This window comes from Micromonospora sp. NPDC047812, assembly GCF_040704175.1.
Taxonomy (GTDB): Bacteria; Actinomycetota; Actinomycetes; order Mycobacteriales; family Micromonosporaceae; genus Micromonospora.
The window spans coordinates 276,491-297,047 of the sequence record NZ_JBEYRY010000001.1 but is presented as its reverse complement, the minus strand read 5'-3'; the positions used below and the strand labels follow the sequence as shown (position 1 = coordinate 297,047).

At 75.9% G+C, this 20,557-nt stretch carries 17 protein-coding genes, 1 pseudogene and 1 riboswitch; of the genes and pseudogenes, 8 read left to right on the top strand and 10 right to left on the bottom strand.

The window, feature by feature from the left end:
* Positions 1–8 precede the first annotated feature (8 nt).
* Positions 9–605, bottom strand: coding sequence for a hypothetical protein (locus AB0883_RS01330; protein ID WP_366638506.1), 597 nt, complete (start codon positions 603–605; stop codon positions 9–11).
* Between the two features lie 146 nt (positions 606–751).
* On the opposite strand from AB0883_RS01330, the pseudogene AB0883_RS01325 reads away from it, so the two are divergent.
* Both AB0883_RS01325 and AB0883_RS01320 read left to right on the top strand, forming a co-directional pair.
* Positions 752–1,117 (top strand): annotated as a pseudogene (locus AB0883_RS01325) (GNAT family N-acetyltransferase); the annotation flags it as partial.
* A gap of 246 nt (positions 1,118–1,363) precedes the next feature.
* Entirely contained in the window at positions 1,364–2,152 is a 789-nt protein-coding gene (locus tag AB0883_RS01320; RefSeq protein WP_366640212.1) for an SAM-dependent chlorinase/fluorinase, read from the top strand.
* 80 nt (positions 2,153–2,232) lie between these two features.
* On the opposite strand, the gene AB0883_RS01315 is transcribed toward AB0883_RS01320, so the two are convergent.
* The gene (locus AB0883_RS01315) at positions 2,233–3,438 is read right to left on the bottom strand and encodes a hypothetical protein (protein ID WP_366638504.1); all 1,206 of its coding nucleotides are present in this window, start codon (positions 3,436–3,438) and stop codon (positions 2,233–2,235) included.
* A 110-nt stretch (positions 3,439–3,548) separates the two neighbouring features.
* Between AB0883_RS01315 and AB0883_RS01310 the strand changes: the two genes are divergently transcribed.
* Together AB0883_RS01310 and AB0883_RS01305 are read left to right on the top strand one after the other, a co-directional pair.
* A complete protein-coding gene (locus tag AB0883_RS01310; protein WP_366638503.1) occupies positions 3,549–4,469 on the top strand; it encodes a zinc finger domain-containing protein in 921 nt (306 codons plus the stop codon).
* A gap of 224 nt (positions 4,470–4,693) precedes the next feature.
* Entirely contained in the window at positions 4,694–8,338 is a 3,645-nt protein-coding gene (locus tag AB0883_RS01305; RefSeq protein ID WP_366638502.1) for a hypothetical protein, read from the top strand.
* A 103-nt stretch (positions 8,339–8,441) separates the two neighbouring features.
* Here the strand turns inward: AB0883_RS01305 and AB0883_RS01300 are convergent, their stop codons facing one another.
* The 7 genes from AB0883_RS01300 to AB0883_RS01270 form a co-directional block, all read right to left on the bottom strand.
* Positions 8,442–9,221, bottom strand: coding sequence for a hypothetical protein (locus AB0883_RS01300; RefSeq protein ID WP_366638500.1), 780 nt, complete (start codon positions 9,219–9,221; stop codon positions 8,442–8,444).
* 23 nt (positions 9,222–9,244) lie between these two features.
* Positions 9,245–10,117: a PspA/IM30 family protein gene (locus tag AB0883_RS01295; protein ID WP_366638498.1), complete on the bottom strand. Its 873-nt coding sequence runs from the start codon at positions 10,115–10,117 to the stop codon at positions 9,245–9,247.
* A gap of 228 nt (positions 10,118–10,345) precedes the next feature.
* Entirely contained in the window at positions 10,346–10,780 is a 435-nt protein-coding gene (locus AB0883_RS01290; RefSeq protein WP_121396018.1) for a helix-turn-helix transcriptional regulator, read from the bottom strand.
* Positions 10,781–10,925: 145 nt separating this feature from the next.
* Entirely contained in the window at positions 10,926–11,513 is a 588-nt protein-coding gene (locus AB0883_RS01285; RefSeq protein ID WP_366638496.1) for a CinA family protein, read from the bottom strand.
* Positions 11,514–11,603: 90 nt separating this feature from the next.
* Positions 11,604–12,197 (bottom strand): CDP-diacylglycerol--glycerol-3-phosphate 3-phosphatidyltransferase, encoded by a 594-nt coding sequence (pgsA, locus tag AB0883_RS01280; RefSeq protein WP_366638494.1) that lies wholly within the window; start codon positions 12,195–12,197, stop codon positions 11,604–11,606.
* 77 nt (positions 12,198–12,274) lie between these two features.
* Positions 12,275–13,774, bottom strand: coding sequence for a 30S ribosomal protein S12 methylthiotransferase RimO (gene rimO, locus AB0883_RS01275; protein ID WP_366638493.1), 1,500 nt, complete (start codon positions 13,772–13,774; stop codon positions 12,275–12,277).
* Positions 13,775–13,859: 85 nt separating this feature from the next.
* Positions 13,860–14,783, bottom strand: a complete 924-nt coding sequence (locus tag AB0883_RS01270) for an ornithine cyclodeaminase family protein (protein WP_366638491.1) — start codon at positions 14,781–14,783, stop codon at positions 13,860–13,862.
* A 93-nt stretch (positions 14,784–14,876) separates the two neighbouring features.
* A riboswitch (guanidine-III (ykkC-III) riboswitch) is annotated at positions 14,877–14,941 on the top strand.
* Between the two features lie 64 nt (positions 14,942–15,005).
* Here AB0883_RS01270 and AB0883_RS01265 point away from each other — a divergent pair.
* Both AB0883_RS01265 and AB0883_RS01260 read left to right on the top strand, forming a co-directional pair.
* Positions 15,006–15,320 carry an SMR family transporter gene (locus AB0883_RS01265; RefSeq protein ID WP_121396023.1) on the top strand — a complete coding sequence of 105 codons (315 nt, stop codon included), beginning with the start codon at positions 15,006–15,008 and terminating at the stop codon, positions 15,318–15,320.
* A gap of 91 nt (positions 15,321–15,411) precedes the next feature.
* Positions 15,412–15,657: a hypothetical protein gene (locus AB0883_RS01260; protein ID WP_121396024.1), complete on the top strand. Its 246-nt coding sequence runs from the start codon at positions 15,412–15,414 to the stop codon at positions 15,655–15,657.
* Between the two features lie 141 nt (positions 15,658–15,798).
* On the opposite strand, the gene AB0883_RS01255 is transcribed toward AB0883_RS01260, so the two are convergent.
* Complete coding sequence (locus tag AB0883_RS01255) at positions 15,799–18,246, bottom strand: DNA translocase FtsK 4TM domain-containing protein (RefSeq protein WP_366638489.1); 2,448 nt, start codon at positions 18,244–18,246, stop codon at positions 15,799–15,801.
* 113 nt (positions 18,247–18,359) lie between these two features.
* Between AB0883_RS01255 and AB0883_RS01250 the strand changes: the two genes are divergently transcribed.
* Both AB0883_RS01250 and AB0883_RS01245 read left to right on the top strand, forming a co-directional pair.
* On the top strand, positions 18,360–18,839 hold the full coding sequence (locus AB0883_RS01250) for a YbjN domain-containing protein (protein ID WP_366638487.1): 480 nt from the start codon (positions 18,360–18,362) through the stop codon (positions 18,837–18,839).
* Positions 18,836–20,485 carry a YbjN domain-containing protein gene (locus AB0883_RS01245; RefSeq protein ID WP_366638486.1) on the top strand — a complete coding sequence of 550 codons (1,650 nt, stop codon included), beginning with the start codon at positions 18,836–18,838 and terminating at the stop codon, positions 20,483–20,485. Before AB0883_RS01250 ends, AB0883_RS01245 begins: the two co-directional genes overlap by 4 nt.
* The last annotated feature ends 72 nt before the right edge of the window (positions 20,486–20,557 follow it).

Sequence of the window (20,557 nt, the reverse complement as noted above, 5' to 3'; positions counted from 1 at the left end):
CCCGCGCGTCAACGCAGGCTCGTGAGGACCTTCTCGTACCTGGCGCGGTCGGCGGCGGGGGTCTTCGCCTCCAGGTAGTTGAGCACCACCGTGCCGCGCCGGAACGACTGTCCGCCCCACGTCTCGGCGATGTCGCCGGCGCTGGTCTCGTCGGGGAAGACGTACACGGTGACGGCGTCGGTCGCGACCAGCTCGGAGCAGCCCAGGCCGAGCCCGTCCGGGCCGCAGTCGACCGACCGGTCCCGGGGGTTCGACACCTTCAGCCCGGCGGCCTTGAACGCGTCGACGACCTGCCGCGCGCCGGGCGTCCCGGTCGGCCGGGCCGGCAGCTTCACCGGCGGCGGGCTGGCGGGACGGCGCTGGGTCGGCCCGCCGGCGCTCGGACCCGCCGGTCCCGGACCCGTCGACTTCGCGGTCGGCGGGGCGGCCGGCGGCGCCGAGGCTTCCGCCGCGCCGGTCGGGCCCGAGGAAGACACGTCGGCCGGGGTCGACGCCGTGGCGGCCGGGGGCGCGGCGCGCCGGTCCTCCGCGTCGTCGCCGCAGGCGGCGGTGAGGGCGGCGGCGATCACGAGCACCGCGACGGCGGGCAGGCTCCGGTTGGTCACCCCTGGCAGTCTGCCCAACCGGCTCCCGTCCCGGCAGTGGCCGGTCGGTCAGTGCCGCTGTCCCATTTCTGCCAGCCCGCCCCGGTCGACCGGGGCGGGCGGCCGACGCCGGTACGATCCCGACCGGTCGACGAGGGGAGCCGAGGATGACCGGGACGAACGGGGCCAACGGGATGACCGTCCGGCCGGCGCGGGCCGGGGACCGTCCGGCCGTCGACGCGCTGCACGAGCGCGAGTGGGGTGGGCCGTACGTCGTCGCCCACGACACCCGGTACGACCTGCGTACGCTGCCCACGCTGGTCGCGACCGACGGGGCCGGGGCGGTCGTCGGGGCGCTCGCCCACCACGACGACGCCGACGGGCTGGAGGTGGTCAGCGTGGTGGCCGCGACGCCCGGCGGGGGCGTCGGCACGGCGCTGCTGGCGGCGGCCGGGGAGGTGGCTCGGGCCGGGGGCAGGGCCCGGCTCTGGCTCGTCACCACGAACGACAACCTGCGGGCGCTGCGGTTCTACCAGCGGCGCGGGCTGCGGCTGGTGCGCGTGGACCGGGGCGCGGTGGACCGGGCCCGTCGGCTCAAGCCGAGCATCCCGGTGGTCGGCGAGGACGGCATCCCGCTGCACGACGAACTGGTCCTGGAGCTGCCGCTCACCGACGACGCGGCGGCCCTGGCGCGGCCCCGCACCGCGGACGGACGGGTCCCCGCCGGCCGCCCGGTCGACGGTCGACAGGTCGTCGCCGGCGCGGCCCGCACCCCGTGGATCTCGCTGACCACCGACTACGGACTCGCCGACGGGTTCGTCGCCGCCTGCCACGGGGTGATCGCGCGGCTGGCGCCGGAGGCCCGGGTCGTCGACGTGACGCACCTCGTCCCGCCGGCCGACGTACGCCGGGGCGCGGCGGTGCTCGCGCAGGCCGTGCCGCACCTGCCGCAGGGGGTGCACGTGGCCGTCGTCGACCCGGGCGTGGGCACGACCCGGCGGGGCGTCGCGCTGGCCACGCCCCGCGGGCTGCTGGTGGGGCCGGACAACGGCCTGCTGGTGGAGGCCGCCGAGGCGCTGGGCGGGGTGACCGCGGCCGTCGAGCTGACCGATCCGGACTGGCTCGCGCCCGAGGTGTCCCGCACGTTCCACGGCCGGGACGTCTTCGCGCCGGTCGCCGCGCGGCTGGCGCTCGGCGCACCGCTGGCCGGGGTCGGTCCGGCGGTCGACCCGGAGTCCCTGGTCCGGCTGCCGGCGCCGGTGCTCCGGCGGGAGGCGGACGGGTTCACGGCCGAGGTGCTGACCGTCGACCACTTCGGCAACGTCCAGTTGGCCGCGCCGGCCGACCTGCTGGCGCCGCTGCCGGCCCGGGTCCGGGTGCGGCCGGGCACGGGTGGCGAGCCCGGCCGGGAGGCCGTGCACGGGCGCACCTTCGGCGACGCCCGGCCGGGCGGGCTGGTGGTGCACGCCGACTCCGCCGGCCGGGTCGCCGTGGCGGTCAACGGCGGCCGGGCGGTGGACCTGCTGGCGGTGGCGCCGGGCGACCTGCTGCGCGTCGCGGCCGACTGAGCGACGGGCCGGCGGGGCAACGGGCCGCCGCCGGGCCGGGCCGGATCCCGCCCGGCCCGGCGGGCGTACGCGGGTGGTGGTCAGCAGAGCGGCACCGTGCCGCCGTAGACCGCCGAGACGTACGCGTGGCTGACGTACTGGCCGCCGGCGAGGCGGTTCCACCGGTTGGTGGTCCGGTACGGGCCGGCGACGGTCTGCCCGGTCACGTAGCACTCGATCGGCACGTTGGCGTACCTCGCGGCCAGGCCGCGCACCGCGTACCCCGTGCCGGCGCCGGCACGGATGTTGAGCGGGCCGTCGCCGACCACGCCGCGCGGGCCGCTGCCGGTCCACAGGTACGCCACGTCCACCCAGGCGTTGGTGGTGAGCTGCAACCCGTCCCAGAAGGTGCCGTCGGCGAGGTCGACGCCGGCCGGGTTCAACACCACCCGCCCGAACTGGTCCCGCCCGCCGTTGTAGCCGTACTGGTAGGCCGCCTGCGCCTGCGGCCGGCCCTGCGGAAGGTCCTTCCAGTTCTCCCGGACGGCGCTGAGGTTCCAGTAGTCGTCCCGGGTGTTCCACGGGCCGACGTCCCAGACCGGGGCGTACTCGCAGCGGCTGCCCGTGGTGGTGCAGACCCGGACGGTGTAGTCGCCGGTGTTCGCCGGGGCCAGGCCGCGCCGGGAGGGCAGCGCGACGAAGTGGTCCCCGGCCACGATCGTGTGCCCGTTGGCGGTCACCTCGCCGACCAGCCCGATCCGGGTCGCGTACACCCGGTAGGTGAGGCCGGGCGTGGCGGCGGCGACGGCGGCGACGGTGTCGGCGGTGAGGCGCACGGCACGCACCTCCGCGGTGGCGCCCGCTCGGCTCGCGGTGAGCACCACCCGGGTCTGCACGCGGGTGACCGGCCGGTCGAAGACCGCCCCGCCGGTGGCCTCGCGCCACTCGGTCCAGCCCGCCGCCCGCCAGCCCCGCACCTGGGCCTCGGCGGTGCCGCCAGCGGCGGTGCGGGCGTCGACGGTGGCGCGGACCCGGGTGGCGGGCCGGGCCAGGGTGCGCGGCGGCGCGAGGAGGATCCCCTCGGCGACCGCGCTGCGGGGCGCGCGGGCCGGCGTGGGGCGGGGGTCGGCCAGGCGGAGCCCGGCGCGGGTGTGCCGGACGTTGACGTCGTCGGCGTCGACCCGGGAGAGGTCGGTGCTCCACCGTTCGCCGGCAGCGGCGAGCGCGGGGCCCGGCAAGGGTACGAGGGCGAGGGCGAGGATGACGGTCAGGGCGGCGGTACGGGCGCGACGGTGGGGCAGAATCATGGGCATTCTCCTCAGAACTCCCTGATCGTGCCCTTGTCGGTAGATCGACAGGAACCTCCATACAAATAGCGACACATGCGAATTCGGCTCGGACGAGGGAGGATGGACGGGTGCCCGAAGGCGACACCGTCTGGAACACCGCCCGCGTGCTGCACCGTGCCCTGTCCGGCGCCCGCCTGACCGGCAGCGACTTCCGGGTGCCGCAGCTCGCCGCGACCGATCTCGCCGGCTGGACGGTGCGGGAGTCGGCCAGCCGGGGCAAGCACCTGCTGCTGCGCCTCACCGCCCCACCGCACGTCGCGCCCCCGCCCGACGCCCCGACCGCACCGGAGGGCGGCGCGGCCCCGACGCCCGGCGGTGCAGTCTCGGCACGGGGCGGCGGGGCCGCCGGCGACGCGGCACCGGGCGACGACGGCGAAGCGCGCTGGACGCTGCACTCGCACCTGCGGATGGACGGCGCCTGGCGGGCGTACGCGCCGGGGGAACGGTGGACGGCCCGGCCGACGCACCTGATCCGGGTCGTGCTGCGCAGCGCGCGGGCGGTCGCCGTCGGCTACCACCTGCACGAGCTGGCGCTGGTGCCGACCGCCGAGGAGGGGTCGCTCGTCGGGCACCTCGGCCCCGACCTGCTCGGCGCGGACTGGGACCCGGCGGAGGCGGTGCGCCGGTTGGCCGCCCACCCGGACGTCACCATCTCCGAGGCGCTGCTGGACCAGCGCAACCTGGCCGGCGTCGGCAACCTCTACAAGTGCGAGGTGCTCTTCCTGCGCGGCGTCTCGCCGTGGACCCCGGTGCGCGCGGTGCCGGACCTCGCCGGCACCGTCGCCCTGGCGCAGAGGCTGCTCGCGGCGAACCGGGGCCGCTGGACGCAGAGCACCACCGGATCGCTGCACCGGGGGCAGACCAGCTACGTCTACGGCCGGCGCGCCCAGCCCTGCCGTCGGTGCGGCACCGCGATCCGCAAGGAGGAACTGGGCGAGCGGGTCACCTACTGGTGCCCGGTCTGCCAGCCGGAGCCTCCCACCGACTGACGCGGTGGGGCCGGCACGCGGCCACCGGCCGGCGTGTCGGGCCTGACACTCCGTCGGCGCGGCCGCGAGTCGCATCCTTGCCACAGATACGGACGATTGGGTACTTCCTAACGGCGCCGTCGAGGTCGCATGCTGCGGTTGACTCCTCACGCATCGTCAGCGACGCGCGACCGCGTCCACCACGCCGCCGTGGTGGCCGCCGCGCCCGGACACCGGGGAGAGCCATGGAGCTGTTCCGCAGACTCCGGATCCCGTGGGCGGAGCGGGCGCCGGCCCGCGCCGACGGCGACGGCGACGGGACCGGGGCGGGTCCCGTCCCGGCGGCCCGACGCGCCGCGGAGCCGGCCGTCGCGCCGGCCAGCCTCGACCCGGCCGCCGTCCCGCGCTACTTCGGTCCGGTGCCCAACCACGCCCGCAGCCCGCTGCCGGTCGTCGACGCCGACGGTTGCGTGGTGCCCGGCACCGGCATCCGCAAGTTCGTCGACGCGCTGCCCCGCCCCGGCGCGTCCGGCCGCACCGAGCTGGGCGCCCACCTGCCGGTGGCAGTGCCGGACACCATCAGCTACCCGGGCTGCGACTACTACGAGATCGGCCTGGAGCAGTACGCGCAGCGGCTGCACCGGGACCTGCCGGCGACCCGGCTGCGCGGCTACCGGCAGCTCAACCTCGGCACGGACGCCCACGGGCACAACACGGTCGTGCCCGCGGGGCGCCCCTGGCACCTCGGCCCGCTCATCCTGGCCCGGCGCGGCCGGCCGGTCCGGGTCAAGTTCATCAACCAGCTCCCCACCGGCCGCTCCGGCGAGCTCTTCCTGCCGGTCGACCCGACCGTCGACGGCGCCGGGGCCGGCCCGCTCGACGGCCCGGCGCCCTACCCGCAGAACCGGGCGGTGCTGCGGCTGGCGGGCGCGCACACCGCCTGGACCAGCGCCGGCAACCCATGGCAGTGGGTCACACCGGCCGGCGAGATCACCCCCTACCCGACGGGGCCCGGCCTGACCCACGTGCCCGACATGCCGCCGCCAGGCGCGGGCGCCACCACGCTCTACTACCCGAACGAGCAGAGCGGGCGGCTGTGCTGGTTCCACGACAACACCGTCGGCCTGGCCCGGCTCACCGTCTACTCCGGGCAGCTCGCGCTCTACCTGCTCACCGACCCGGCCGAGGAGCGGCTCGTCGCCGACGAGGTGCTCCCCGCCGACCAGCTGCCCCTGGTGATCGAGGACAAGACCTTCGTGCCGGAGGACACCCAGCTCGCCGGGGAGGACCCGACGTGGGACCGGGACCGCTGGGGCTCCCGGGGCAGCCTCTGGCACCCGCACGTCTACCAGCCCCGGCAGAACCCGCACCGGGACGACGGGACGAACCCGACCGGCCGGTGGGACTACGGCCCGTGGTCGCGTACGGGCGACGACGCCGGTCAGCGGGAGCACGGCGGTACGCCGCGCCGGGCGGAGCCCGTGCCCAACCCGCACCACGACCCCGTCGCCGAACCCGACGAGCCGCCGCTCGCGCCCGGCGTCCCGCACCCCTCGGCGGTGCCGGACGCGTTCGGCGACACCGTGCTGGTCAACGGGACCGCGTACCCATACCTGGAGGTCGAACCGAGGACGTACCGGTTCCGGATCCTCAACGCCTGCCTGGACCGCGGCCTGAACCTCCAGCTCTACCGGGCCCGTTCCGACGGCCCGATGTGGGACCCGGACGGCGGGCTGGCCGACGCCGACGCCGGTGAGGTGCCGATGGTGGAGGCGGTACGCGCACCGCACCGGCCGGCCGGCTGGCCGGCGGACGGGCGTGACGGCGGGGTCCCGGACCCGCGCGCCGCCGGCCCGGAGTTCATCCAGGTCGGCAACGAGTGCGGCCTGCTGCCCGCGCCGGTGGTGGTGCCGAACCACCCGGTCGGCTACCGGTACGACCGGCGCGACCCGACCGTGCTCAACGTCGACGCGCACGCGCTGCTGCTCGCCCCCGGGGAGGCCGCCGACGTGCTGGTGGACTTCTCCACCGTCCCGCCCGGCGGCACGCTGATCCTCTACAACGACTGCCCGGCACCGCTGCCCGGCTTCGACCCGCGCGCCGACCACCACACCGGCGCCCCGGACCGCGACGCCGAGGGCGGGGCGCCACCGACCCGCCCCGGGTACGGGCCGAACACCCGCACCCTGCTCCAGTTCCGGGTCGCCGGCACCCCGTCGCCGCCGTACGACCTGGCACGGCTGCGTGAGCGGCTGCCCGACGCGTACGCGGCCAGCCAGCGCCCGCCGATCGTGCCGCAGCCGGCGTACGACGCGGCGTTCGGTACCCGGACCGCGCGCGACACGGTGGTCCCGGTGCACGCCGCGACGGTCAGCTTCGTCCCGGCCGGCGCCGCCACCCCGGTGGTCCTGCCGCTGGAGGTCAAGGCGGTGCAGCAGGTCTTCGAGCCGGACCACGGCCGGCTCGTCGGCCGCCTCGGCGTCGGGCACCCGCACGCCGGGCCGCTCTCCCCCACCGTCCTGCCGCTCGGGCCGACCGACCCGGCCACCGAGGTGCTGCACGTCAGCGACCCGGCCGTCACGGTGGGCGGGCCCGCCGACGGCACCCAGCTCTGGCGCATCCGCGGCAACAGCCGGCAGACCCAGCCGGTGCGATTCACGGGCTGCGACGTGCAGCTGGTCGGCCGGGTCGGCTGGGACGGCGCCACCCGGCCGCCGCATCCGGCGGAGCGGGGCTGGAAGCAGGTCGTCCGGGTCAACCCGCGCGAGGACGTGATCGTCGCGCTCCGGCCGGTCGCGCCGCCCCTGCCGTTCAAGATCGGCGACAGCGTACGGCTGCTCGACCCGGTCCGGCCGGCGGGCACCCGGACCGGCTCGACCCCGGTCAGCCCGGTGGACGGCCGGCCCGCGGTGGTGGTGAACCAGCTCGTCAACCTCGGTTGGGAGTACCACTGGCACAGCCAGCTCGGCGGCCACCGGGACCAGGGCATGACGCGGCCGCTGGTGCTGCGGGTGTCGCCCCGGGCACCGACCGGGCTGACCGCGACCCCCGCCCCCGGCTCGGCCACCGCGCTGCCCGCGATCGCGCTGACCTGGACGGGCAACGGCAGTCGCCCGCCGGCCACCAGCCACCTGCTCCAGCGGGCCACCGACGCCGCCTTCACGGAGGGGCTCACGGCGATCACCGTGGCGGCCACGGCGACCCGCCACACCGACGCCACGGTCACCCCCGGGGTCGCCTACCACTACCGGATCCGGGCGGAGAACGCGGTGAGCTGCTCCACGTGGTCCAACAGCGTGCCGGCCGCGGTGCACCTCGCCGCGCCGGCCGGGCTGACCGCGACGATCCCGCCGGCCGCTCCGCTGCGGATCGCGCTGCGCTGGGCCAACCGCTCCTTCGCCACCGGGATCGACGTGCAGCGGGCCACCAACCCGACGTTCAGCAGCGGGCCGGGCACCACCGCGATCGGGGTCGGCGACAACCATCTCGACGCCGCCGTCGCGCCGGACACCACGTACTACTACCGGGTGCGGACCACCTATCTCGGCGCCGCGTCGGCCTGGTCGACGGTGGCCCGGGCGACCACCCCGCCGGCGCCGGGCCCGCCCACCGGGGTGACCGCCACCGTGACGGCACCCGGGCCGGACACGGCGACGGTGATCCTCGCCTGGGCGGCGAGCACCCCGGCCGCACCGGGAGCGGGGTTCATCGTGCAACGGGCGCTGGACCCGGCGTTCGGCCGGGAGGTGGCGACCTTCACCGTCACCGGCCGGGGCTTCACCAACACCGGCCTGACGCGCGGCGTCACCTACCACTACCGGATCCGGTCGTTCAACGTCGTCGGCAGCTCCCCGTTCACCGGCCCGATCCCGATAACCACGCCCCCGTGACCGAGCCGCGCCACGGCCCGCCGATCATGCGGTTGTGGTGGGGTGCAGAACGCCCGAACGGGTGCCGGGCCGGCACCACAACCGCATAATCGGCGCGGCGGCGTCAGGGGGTGCGCAGGGGCGCGCCGACGCCGCGCAGCTCCGTCAGGGCCGTGGCGACACCGTGCAGCAGATCGGTCGCCTCGGTGAGCCGCGAGGCGGCCGGGTGCGCGGCGTCGGGGTGGGCGTCCCCGGCCACGTAGCCGGCGGCGGCCACGACGAGCCGCTCGTACGCGGTGACGCCCTGCTCCAGCTGCTCGGTGAGGGCCCGGTGCGCCTCGGCCAGCGGCGGCCGGGCCTCGGCGGGGGCGAGCCGCAGCGTGCGCTCGACGCTGGCCACCCGGTCGGCGAGGTCCCGCAGCGACCGGTCGGCCTCGGCGGCCTCCAGCACGGCCGGCGAGGCGAGCCCCGTGAGCCGGTTGGTCATCCCGGCGAGGGTCAGGGCGGCCCGGTCCAGTCGGGCCCACGGCTCGGCGGCGCTGGTGCCGCGCAGCGCCACCCGGGAGCGCACCCGGCGGACCTCGGCCAGCACGCCGGGGCCGACGGGGAGCCGCTCCACGGCGGCGACCAGCTTGGCGCGGGACCGCGCGGCGGCCTCGGCCGGGTCGAGCGCCGGCGGTGCCGGCCGGGCGGCCAGCGCCCGCAGGTCGATCCAGCGCCAGGCGGCGAGCACCACCGCGCCGCCCGCCCCGGCCGCCCAGGCCGCGTCGGGCAGCCCCAGCCCGGCGTACGGGGTCAGCACGGCGGCGGCGCCGCCCAGGCCGCCGGCCGTGACGCTCCACCGGCGCGCGGACCGCCGCAACCGGCTCAGGCGCCGGAAGTACCGCGTGCGCTCGTCTGCCACCTCTGCCTCCTCGCCCCGGCCGCTCAGCCGGCGGCGGTGGTGTCTCCGGTGCCGCGTTCCCGGCCCATGCTGGCCCGGAGCTCGTTCAGCCGGGCGGCGGCCGCCGGGTCGGCGGCCGGCGCGGCGGGCTGGGCCTGCTCCGCACCCTGTCGTTCCTGCTTGCCGCCGAGCTGCTCGCCGGCCATGCTCGACCGGATCTGCTCCAGGCGGGAGGAGCCGGCCGAGTCGAGGGTCGACTTCTGGATCTCCAGCATGCGGCCCTCGACGGAGTTCCCGGCCAGCTCGGCGCGGCCCATCGCCGTGGCGTACCGCTGCTCGATGCGGTCGCGCACCTCGTCGAGCGAGGGGGTGTTGGCGGGGGCGGTCAGAGAGGACATCGACTCCAGCGACCGGGCCACGCTCTCCTGCATCTTGGCCTGCTCCAGCTGGCTGAGCAGCTTGGTGCGCTCGGCGAGCTTCTGCTGGAGGATCATCGAGTTGTTCTCGACCGCCCGACGGGCCTGGGCGGCGGCGGCGAGCGCCTGGTCGTGCAGGGTCTTCAGGTCTTCCGTGGCCTGCTCGGCCGAGACCAGCTGGGTCGCCAGGACCTGTGCGGACTGCTCGTAGCGGCCGGCCTCGGCCTCGTCGCCCCGGGCGCGGGCCTGGTCGGCGAGGACCAGTGCCTGGCGGGCGTTGGCCTGCAACCGCTCGACCTCGGACATCTGACGGGACAGCTTCATCTCCAGCTGCCGCTGGTTGCCGATCACGGCGGCAGCCTGCTGGACCAGCGCCTGGTGCTGGCGCTGGGCCTCCTCGATGGCCTGCTGGATCTGCACCTTCGGATCGGCGTGCTCGTCGATCCTGGCGCCGAAGAGCGCCATCAGGTACTTCCACCCCTTGACGAACGGGTTCGCCATCTTTGCGTTGTCCCCTCAGTAGCGTCGCTCCGCCTCGACCGCGCCGGGTGCTCCCGGCCGGCTCCGGCGCGGCAGTGGCTCCATCGTCCCAGCCGGACGCCACCGGGGCATCCGTACCGGCGAGCGAAGCGAGCGCCGACGCCGTCCGCGATCAAGGGTACGCGGCGGCGTCGAGGCCGACCACGTGGCGCGAGAGGGGGTGGATCAGGCGACGCGAGAGGGGGTGGATCAGGCGGCGCAGACCACGTCGCGCTCGCTGCCCCGGACCCGGGAGCTGCGCAGGGTGGCCTTGAGCGGGGAGTCCTGGCGGACCTGGACGGCGACCGTGCCGTCCGAGCTGACCTGGTGGACGCCCCGACCCGTGCTCCTGCGTACGGCGACGGGCGCGGCCGGCTCGTCCTGCACCGGCACCAGCACGCCGGGCATCTGCTCGGCGAGGGCGACGGTGTCGCTGACCTCACGCAGCAGCTCGGACAGGCGAGCACCGAGGGCGTCGCAGATCGCGGCCAGCAGCTCGCTGGAGGGCTCCTTCTGGCCGCGCTCGATCTCGGACAGGTAGCCGAGGCTGACGTTGGCGGCGGAGGAGACCTCGCGCAGGGTGCGGTGCTGCCCCTGCCGGCGCGCCCGCAGTGCGTCACCGATCACACGGCGTAGTAGGACCATTCGCACCTCCCCCTGAGGGACACCACTCGTCCACGCGGCCCGTCCGGCACGTCGAGCCGGACCGGTCGTCGAAGCCTTCCCGCAACCGTACCCGTTGCCGGCCCCCACGACATCCCACCCCGCCCCTCGGATCGCGGTGAGAGCGTCAACGGCGCCCCGCGCCAGCCGCGTCGGCCCGCCCGTCGTCGGTCCCGGCCGCCGGGGTGCCGGCCTCCTCCGCCCCGGAAGCGTCTTTCTCGTGGATCCGCGCGGCGAGCAGCCGCAGCGCCTCGACGACCGCGGCGGAGCGGATGTGGTCGCGACCGCCGTCCAGGTCGAGCTGCCGGACGTGGGTGCCGGACGGCCCGGCCACGGCGACGTAGACCAGCCCGACGGGCTTGCCGTCCTGCGGTTCCGGGCCGGCCACCCCGGTGGTGGCGAGGCCCCAGTCGGCCCCGCAGCGGCGCCGCCCACCCTCCGCGAGGGCCACCGCCACGTCCGGGTCGACCGGCCCCCGGTCGGCAAGCAGATCCTCCGGCACGCCGGCGAGCTGCGACTTGAGCTCGGTGGCGTAGACCACCAGGCCGCCCCGGTAGATCCCGCTGACCCCGGCGATCTCCACGATCGAGGCGGCCAGCAGGCCGCCCGTCAGCGACTCGACGGTGGCGAGGGTCTCGTGCCGTTCCGAGAGGCTGTGCACCACGCCGGCCGCCGGACTCCCGACCGGCCGCGCTCCGTCAACGTCACTGTCCATGTCCCGGATCCTTTCCCCGCCCCGCCGGCCCTACTCATCCTCTCCGACCGGCCCGACGGACGGGCGCCGGGTCAGCTGACGGGGCGGCGGTCAGGCGGCGGGGCGGCGGAGCCGGAGGGCCTGGGCGACGTAGTCGAAGCCGGTGATCACCGTGACGCCGACCGCGGCGGCCATGATCCACGGACCGACGGCGGCGAGCGCGTCCGGCATCGGCCACAGGTACCAGGTGATGGCCAGGATCTGGAGCGCAGTCTTGATCTTGCCGCCCCGGCTGGCCGCGATCACGCCGTGCCGGATCACCCAGAAGCGCAGCGCGGTGATGCCCAGCTCGCGGACGAGGATCACGGCGGTCACCCACCACGGCAGCTGGTCGTACCAGGAGAGCAGCAGCAGCGCCGCCCCGGTGAGGGCCTTGTCCGCGATCGGGTCGGCGACCTTGCCCACCGAGGTGACCATGGCGAACCGACGGGCGATCCAGCCGTCGACCAGGTCGGTCGCGGAGGCGACGGCGAAGATCAGACAGGCGACCATCCGCCAGCCGGCGTGGCTCATCGCCGAGGCGACCACGGACGCCGCGAAGACCGGCACCAGGGCCAGCCGCAGCGCGGTGAGCGCGTTGGCCGCGTTCAGCACGGGCACGCCGGCCACCACCGGCGCGGGAGTCGAGTCCGTCGCCCCGGTCACCGCCGCACCCCGCCGCGGCCTCCGTGGCGCACCTGACACCCCACCACGTGGCTCCCCCGCTCCGTCCGGGCCCGCCGTCACCGTGTTGCGCCGGGCGCAGCCGAGATCATCTCATCCGGGACCGCGACCAGGTCCACCCCTTCGGTGCCCGTGACCGTCGCCCGCACCAGGTCGCCGGGGCGCAGCGCGGCCAGGTCCACCCCGCCGCCGGACGGGGCGACGAGGGTGGTCGAGCCGTCGACCTCGGGGGCCTGGTGGGCCGCCCGGCCCTCGACCACGCCGTCGTCGACCGAGTCGACGAGCACCTCGACCGTGGAGCCCAGGCGTTCCTCGGCGCGCTGCGAGCAGAGCTCGTCGGCGAGCGCGCTGAGCTTGTCGTAGCGACGCTTGACCGTGGCGGCGGAGAGCTTGCCGGGCAGGCCGGCGGCCTCGGTGCCGTCCTCGTCGCTGTAGTCGAACACGCCGATCGCGTCGAGCCGGGCCTCGGTCAGGAACCGGACCAGCTCCTGGTAGTCGCCGCGGGTCTCGCCGGGGAAGCCGACGATGAAGTTGCTCCGCGCGCCCGCCTCGGGGGCCAGCGCGCGGGCGCTCGCCAGCAGCTCCAGGAAGCGGTCGGTGGAGCCGAAGCGGCGCATCCGGCGCAGCACCGGCTCGCTGGAGTGCTGGAACGACAGGTCGAAGTAGGGCGCCACGCCGGGCGTGGTGGCGATCGCCTCGACCAGGCCGGGCCGGGTCTCGGCCGGCTGGAGGTAGCTCGCCCGCACCCGGACGATGCCGTCGATCGCGGCGAGCTGGGGCAGCAGCTTCTCCAGCGCCCGGGGGTCGCCCAGGTCCTTGCCGTAGGAGGTGGAGTTCTCGCTGACCAGCACCAGCTCGCGTACGCCGGTCTTGGCCAGCCACTCCGCCTCGGCGAGCAGCTCGTCCGGCGTACGGGAGACGAAGGCGCCGCGGAAGGCGGGGATGGCGCAGAACGCGCAGCGCCGGTCGCAGCCGCTGGCCAGCTTGAGCGAGGCGACCGGGCCGGTGTCGAGCCGGTGACGCAGCACCTGGCGCAGGTGGGCCGGGGTGTGCTCGTCGGTCTCGGTGACGCCCCGCACCGGGGTGCCGTGGCCGGGCAGCGACACCCCGCTGTCGCGCCGGGAGACGGGGGTGAGGGGCAGCAGCTCGCGCCGGTCGCGCGGGGTGTGCGCGCCGATCCGCTCGCCGGCCACCACCGCGTCCAGCCGGGCGGCGATGTCCGGGTAGTCGTCGAAGCTCAGCACCGCCTGCGCCTCGGGGAGGCTGTCGGCCAACTCGCGGCCGTACCGCTCGGCCATGCAGCCGGCGGCGACCACCTTGGCGCCGGTGTCGGCGGCGGCCAGCAGGGTCTGGATGGAGTCCTGCTTCGCCTTCTCCACGAAGCCGCACGTGTTGACGACCACCACGTCGGCGCCCTCGCCGTCGGTGGTGACCTGCCAGCCGTCGGCGTGCAGCCGGGCGGCCAGCTCCTCCGAGTCGACCTCGTTGCGGGCACAGCCCAGGGTCAGCAGGGCGACACGGCGGCCGTCGGTCGGGGAAGGGGAGGTGGCAGACACCATCCGAGGGTACCGGGCGGGTGGACGGCGGCCGTCAACGGCGGGCCGCCCGCACCGGCGGCCGCACACTCCCCGCCGCCCGACCGGCTCAGACCGCCGCCGCGCCGACCCCGACCAGCCGGTCGAGCAGGAAGACCTCCGTGCCGGCCAGGCCGGTCGAGCAGAAGACCGAGACCTGGTCCGCGCCGGTCCGGCCGGCGACGGCGCCGGCCAGCACCGCGCCCAGGTCGCGCAACCGTCCGGCGTACGCGGGCAGCGTCGCCAGCATCGGCGGGTCGTACGCGGCCGCCTGCGCCGGCGAGTCGGTGACCAGCAGGTCGGCGGCGTCCAGCAGGTCGGTGCCGAACTCGTGCCGGTCGACCTGCTTGAAGCCGACCGTGTTGACGTGGGTGCCGGGGGCCAGGTCGGCGGCGTCGAGCACGGGGCCGACGGCGGTGGTGGCGAGCACCACGACGTCGCGGTCGCGGACGGCGGCCCGCGTCGAGTCCACCGCCCGCGCCGGCACTTTCAGCTCGGCGCGGACACGGGCGGCGAACGCCTCCCGCCGGGCGGCGGAGCGGCTGTGCACGGTGACCTCACGCAGCGGGCGGACGGCGGCGGCGGCCCAGACCTGGGTCCACGCCTGCCCGCCGGAGCCGACCACGCCCAGGGTGGCGGCGTCCGGCCGGGCCAGGGCGTCCACGGCGACCCCGCCGAGCCCGCCGGTACGCCGGGAGCCCAGCTCCTCCCCGACCGCCACCGCCCGGACCGCCCCGGTACGCCCGTCGTGCAGGACGACCACCTGCTCGCTCTCCGGGTGCCCGAACGTGTCGTACGAGCGGTAGCCGTACCACTCGCCGGTGAGGTGGCCGGCGGTGAGCACCATCCGTCCCCCGCCCAGCGGCGCGGCGGCCCGGGGCGGGGCCACCAGGCGGCCGGCGTACGCGGCGAGCAGGGCGTCCCGCATCGCAGCCACCGTGGTGGGGGCGTCCAGCGCGGCGGCGACCTCGGGATCGGAGAAGAGCAGCGGCATACCCCCGATACTGCAAGTTGAAGCGAGGTTCACGTCAACCCCGTGGTGGCCCGGCTCACCCCGGGCACCGCCCGTCCGGTGCTACCGTCGGTCGTGGCGGCCCGAGGGTCGCCCCGGACGAGTGGTGGGCGTACCCGGTCAGGCCAAGACGCCCCGCGTGTGTGTACCGAGCCCACTCTTCCCGGCCCGATGGTCCGGGCGCCTACGCAGAGGTAATCTTCCATGGCCTGGATCGTTCTGGTGATCTCCGGACTTCTCGAGACCGCGTGGGCGATCGCCCTCGACCGCAGCGCCGGCTTCACCCGGCTCGTCCCGTCGTTGGTCTTCGTGGTGACCCTGGTGCTCAGCATGGCCGGCCTGGCGTACGCGCTGCGCGAGATCCCGGTCGGCACCGGCTACGTCGTCTGGGTCGGCATCGGGGCGGTCGGCACCGCCCTGGTCGGGATGCTCGCGCTGAACGAGCCGGCCAGCCTGCCCCGGATCGCCTGCCTGCTGCTGGTGGTGGCCGGCGTCGTCGGCCTGAAGGTCTTCCACTGACCGACGTCTTCCGGGGCGAGGCGTGACGGAAGACCACAGTGGGTAGAGCTGTGCCTGGCACCGGAAAGGCTCTCACCCACGGAGGCAGACAATGGCCAACATGCACTCGACCGCCCGCCCGCGCACCAACGCCGCCCGCATCTGCACGATCCTGGGCTTCGTGTTCGCGGTCCTCGCGCTCCTGCTCAACCCGCTCGTCTTCGGCGTGATCGGGCTGGTCCTGGGCATCGTCGGCGCCGTGCTCGGCGACAAGCCGCTCGGCTGGTACGCCGCCGCCGCCAACGTGGCCGCCATCGTCATCAGCCTGCTGATCATCAACGCGCTCGTCAACAACTGACCCCCGCTCCCCCGGGCGAAGACCGGGCCCGCCGGCGTGCCGGCGGGCCCGTCGCCTGTGCGCCCTGTCGGCGGTTGCCCGGCTCAGCCCCCCGCCGGTGACGACCGGGAACGCCCCCGCGCCACCAGCGGCCGGCCGGTCCTAGTCCTCGCCGCCGCGCAGGCCGACCAGGACCTCCTCCAGCTCGTCCGGCTTGACCAGCACGTCACGGGCCTTGGACCCCTCCGACGGGCCGACCACGCCCCGGGTCTCCATGAGGTCCATCAGCCGCCCCGCCTTGGCGAAGCCGACCCGCAGCTTGCGCTGGAGCATCGAGGTCGAGCCGAACTGCGAGGTGACCACCAGCTCGACCGCCTGCACCAGCAGGTCGAGGTCGTCGCCGATCTCCTCGTCGATCTTCTTCTTGCCGGTGTCCGGCGCGGCGAGCACGTCCGGGCGGAACTCCGGCTCGCGCTGGTCCTTGCAGAACTTCACCACGTCGGCGATCTCGCGCTCGGTCACCCAGGCGCCCTGGATCCGGATCGGCTTGGAGGCGCCCATCGGCAGGAACAGGCCGTCGCCGCGACCCAGCAGCTTCTCCGCGCCCGGCTGGTCGAGGATGACCCGCGAGTCGGCCAGCGAGGAGGTGGCGAACGCCAGGCGCGACGGCACGTTGGCCTTGATCAGGCCGGTGACCACGTCGACCGACGGGCGCTGGGTGGCCAGCACCAGGTGGATGCCGGCCGCGCGGGCGAGCTGGGTGATCCGGACGACCGAGTCCTCCACGTCGCGCGGGGCGACCATCATCAGGTCGGCCAGCTCGTCCACGATCACCAGCAGGTACGGGTACGGGCGCATCTCCCGCTCGCTGCCCGGCGGCGCCTTGATCTCGCCGTTGCGCACCTTGCGGTTGAAGTCGTCGATGTGCCGGACCCCGTTGGCGGCGAGGTCGTCGTAGCGCATGTCCATCTCGCGGACGACCCACTCCAGCGAGTCGGCCGCCTTCTTGGCGTTGGTCACGATCGGGGTGACCAGGTGCGGGATGCCCTCGTAGCCCGTCATCTCGACCCGCTTGGGGTCGATCAGCAGCAGCCGCACCTCGTCCGGGGTGGCCCGGGTGAGGATGGACACCAGCAGCGAGTTCAGGCAGGACGACTTGCCCGCGCCGGTCGCGCCGGCGATCAGGATGTGCGGCATCTTGGCGAGGTTGGCCACCACGTAGCCGCCCTCGATGTCCTTGCCGAGCGCCACCACCATCGGATGGTGGTCGCTGGAGGCGGCCCGCGACCGCAGCACGTCGCCGAGCGCCACGTTCTCCGGGTCGGTGTTCGGGATCTCCACCCCGACCGCGCTCTTGCCCGGGATCGGGCTGAGGATCCGCACGTCCGGCGACTTCACGGCGTACGCGATGTTGCGGGACAGCTGGGTGATGCGCTCGACCTTGACGCCCGGGCCCAGCTCGACCTCGTAGCGGGTGACGGTCGGGCCGCGGGTGAACCCGGTGACGGCGGCGTCCACGCCGAACTGCTCGAAGACGCCGGTGAGCGCGACGATCACCTCGTCGTTGGCCTTGCTCCGGGACTTCGGGGCCGCGCCGCTGCCGAGGATGTTCGCCGGCGGCAGCGTGTAGTCGCCCGCCAGCCCGGTCAGCGCGAGCTGCTCGGCGCGCGTCGGGGCGGGCGAGTGCTCCGGCGGCTCCGCCGGCTTGCGGCTGGCCGGCACCCTGCCCGGGGGCTTACGGGGCAGCACCAGGGTCTCCTGGAGGTCCACCCCGTCGAGGTCGTCGTCGAACTCCCCCGGGTCGGGCGGCGGCGGGGCCGCCCGCTTCGCGGGGCGCTTGCGGGGCGCCGGCCTGGCGGGCGCCTCGTCCGCCTCCTCCACGACCGGCGGGGCGATCCGGGTGCCGAACAGCAGGCCGAGCCGCTCCGGAACCTTGTTGACCGGGGTCGCGGTGACCACCAGCAGGCCGAAGACCAACAGCAGGATCAGCAGCGGCACGGCCACCCAGGCGGTGACCGCCCGCTCCATCAGGCTGCCGACGCCGGCGCCGACCAGGCCGCCGGCGAAGTCGCGCTGGCCCGCGTCGGCCGGGTCCTGTCCGATGTGCAGCATCGCGGCGGTGGCGACCAGCATCGAGGTCCAGCCGACCAGCCCCCGGCCGCGGTGTTCGGGATCGACGGGCTCGCGCATCAGCCGCCAGGCGCCGATCATCAGCAGCACCGGCACCACGACCGAGATCGCCCCGAGGAAGAGCCGGAAGGTGTCGGCCAGCCGGGCGCCGACCGGGCCGGCGCCGGAGAACCAGAGGGCCACCGCGCTGAGCAGGGCGAGGCCGAAGACCAGCAGGCCCGCGCCGTCACGGCGCTGCTCCGGGTCGAGCCCCCGGGCGGAGCCGGCCTGCCGGAACGCCCAGCCGACGCCGTGCGCCATCCCCATCCACAGTGCGCGGACCGCCTGCCCGACGATCGGGCCCCGGCCCGGCCGGGCCGCCGGCCGCCGCCGGGGCGCCGCCCGGCCGGCCTTCTTCGCCGGCTGACGGGCGCGACTGTTCGTGGTGCCACGCGGCGACGCGCCGCGTCGCCGGCTCGCCTGAGAGGTACGGCCCGCCATAGCATCAACCTAATGGCGTGACCCGGCAGATCGCCGCCTTTCCGGGTCGTGTCCGCGTGTCGCAGCGCGGGCCCGCCGCGTCACGTGATATCTGCCTCAGAAGGGTTGCCCCCATGGCGTCGCCGGGAACCGAGGACGGTCGGGACGGCCCGCTGGCCGGGCACCCGGGGGCGCTGGAGCCGCTGACCGGCGAGCTGATCGCCGTCGTGCTGACCAGCCGGGGATACCACGTCCAGGCCGACGCCGACGGCGACCTGGTCGGCCGCTGGGACGACAGCCTCATCTGGTTCCTGCGCCCCGGCGCCAACGGCGAGCTGCTCCAGGTGCGCACCCTGACCGCGCCGGCGTTCCCCATCGAGTACGTGCCGGCGCTGCACGCCTTCTGCAACGCGTGGAACCACGACCGGCTCTGGCCGAAGGCGTTCGTGCACGTCGAGGACGACGGGCGGGCCCGGATCTGCGGCGAGGTCATCACCGACCTGGAACGCGGCGTCACCGCGCACCAGCTCGACCAGCTGCTCGACTGCGGCATCGCCACCGGCTGCCAGCTCGCCACCGAGGTGGCCCGGCTGCCCGGCGGGGTGGTGGCGTGACGGGCCGCAGCGGGGACCTGGCCGGTCGCGGCCTCGACCCGTTCGGGCTGCCCGGCTGGTGGAGCGGGCTGCGGCGCGGGGGCCGGCAGCCCGACCCCGCGCTGGCCGGAGCGCTCGCCGACGCCCGCGACACCCCCGACGGCGAGGCCCGCAGCACCGAGCTGGAACGGATCGCCGCGCACGCCGACGCCACGGGCGACGACCGGACGGCGCTGGCGGCCCGCTTCGCGCTGATCGAGGCGTACCTCCTGCACGGGCAGCGGTGGCGGCTGGTCGAGCCGGTGCGCCGCTGCCTCGCCACCGCCCAGCGCCGTCCCGACCTGCTGGCCGGGGACCAGGCCGAGCTGCTGCGGCGCTACCGGCGGTACGCCGTCGAGGCCCTGCTCGGCTCGCCCCGGGTCGGGCTGGACCAGGCCCGTTCCATGCTGGACGACCTCGCCGCGCGCGCCGCCGACGATCCGGCGGTGGTCGCCGAGCTGCGCTGCCGCATCGCCGACCACCTCGGCGACGAGCCCACCGCCCGGCGGTGGTACGACCGCTGGGCGACGGCCGATCCGGGACCGGTCGGTGGCTGCCCGGACTGCGCGTCGGCCCGACGGGCGGAACTGCTCGCCGGCTGGGGCGACCACCGGGCCGCGCTGGCCGCTCTGGAGGACTCCCCGCCCGGCGGCGTCGACTGCACCGAGCAGCCGGAACGGACGCTTGTCGCCGGGCTGCTGTCCTGGCTGCGGGCCGGGGAGCCGGAGCGGGCGGCCGAGGCGCACGTCCGGGCGTACCGGCGGCACCGGCGGGAGCAGGCCGCCTTCGGGTTCCTCGCGGCGCACCTGCGGTGGTGTGCGCTGGCCGGGCACCCCGCCCGGGGCCTCGACGTCCTCGCCGAGCAGCTGCCCCGGCTGGACCGGCCGCACGACGACCTCTCCGCGATGGAGTTCGCCGCCGCCGGGGCGCTGGTCTGCGCCCTCGCCGTGGAGGCGGGACTCGGCGGGCGGACGGTGCGCCGCCCGGCGTACGGGGTGCGTCCGGCCGCCGAGCTCGACGTGGCCACGCTCGGCGCCACCCTGCTCGGGGTGGCCACCGCGCTGGCCGGCAGCTTCGACGCCCGCAACGGCACCGGCCACCAGTCCGGCCGGATCGCGTCCTGGTTGGCCGAACGGCCGGCCGCCGCGCCGGTGCCCCTGCCGCCCGACGAAGACCCGGACGACGGCGCCGACGACCCGCCCCACGAGGACCCGCCGGACGGGGAACCGCGCCCGCTGAGCCTGGCGATGATCACCGCAGAGCTGGACCGGCGCGGGGACCGGTACGCCGTCGACGACCGTGGCGCCGTGACGGGCCGGTGGGGCGAGGCGCTGATCCAGTTCCGGCGCGCCGGCGAGCGCGGCGAGATCCTCCAGGCCCGGTCCGTGGCAAACCGCCGGCTGCCGGCCGACCGGCTCGCGGAGGCGTACGCCTTCTGCAACGCCTGGAACCACGACCGGCTGCTGCCGAAGGCGTACGTGCACGAGCGGGAGGGCGAGTTGCTGCTGGCCGGGCACGTCGCCACCGACCTGGCGCACGGGGTGGCCCCGGCCCAGCTCACGGTGCTGCTCGACGCGGCCGTGCAGACCGGCGTCGCGTACGCCGAGGCGGTGGCCGCCCTGCCCTGACCGGCCGGGCGGCGACCCGCCGGTGAGGTCCGAAACCCGCCGGACGATCTCCCCGCGCCCTGGTGGACTGGC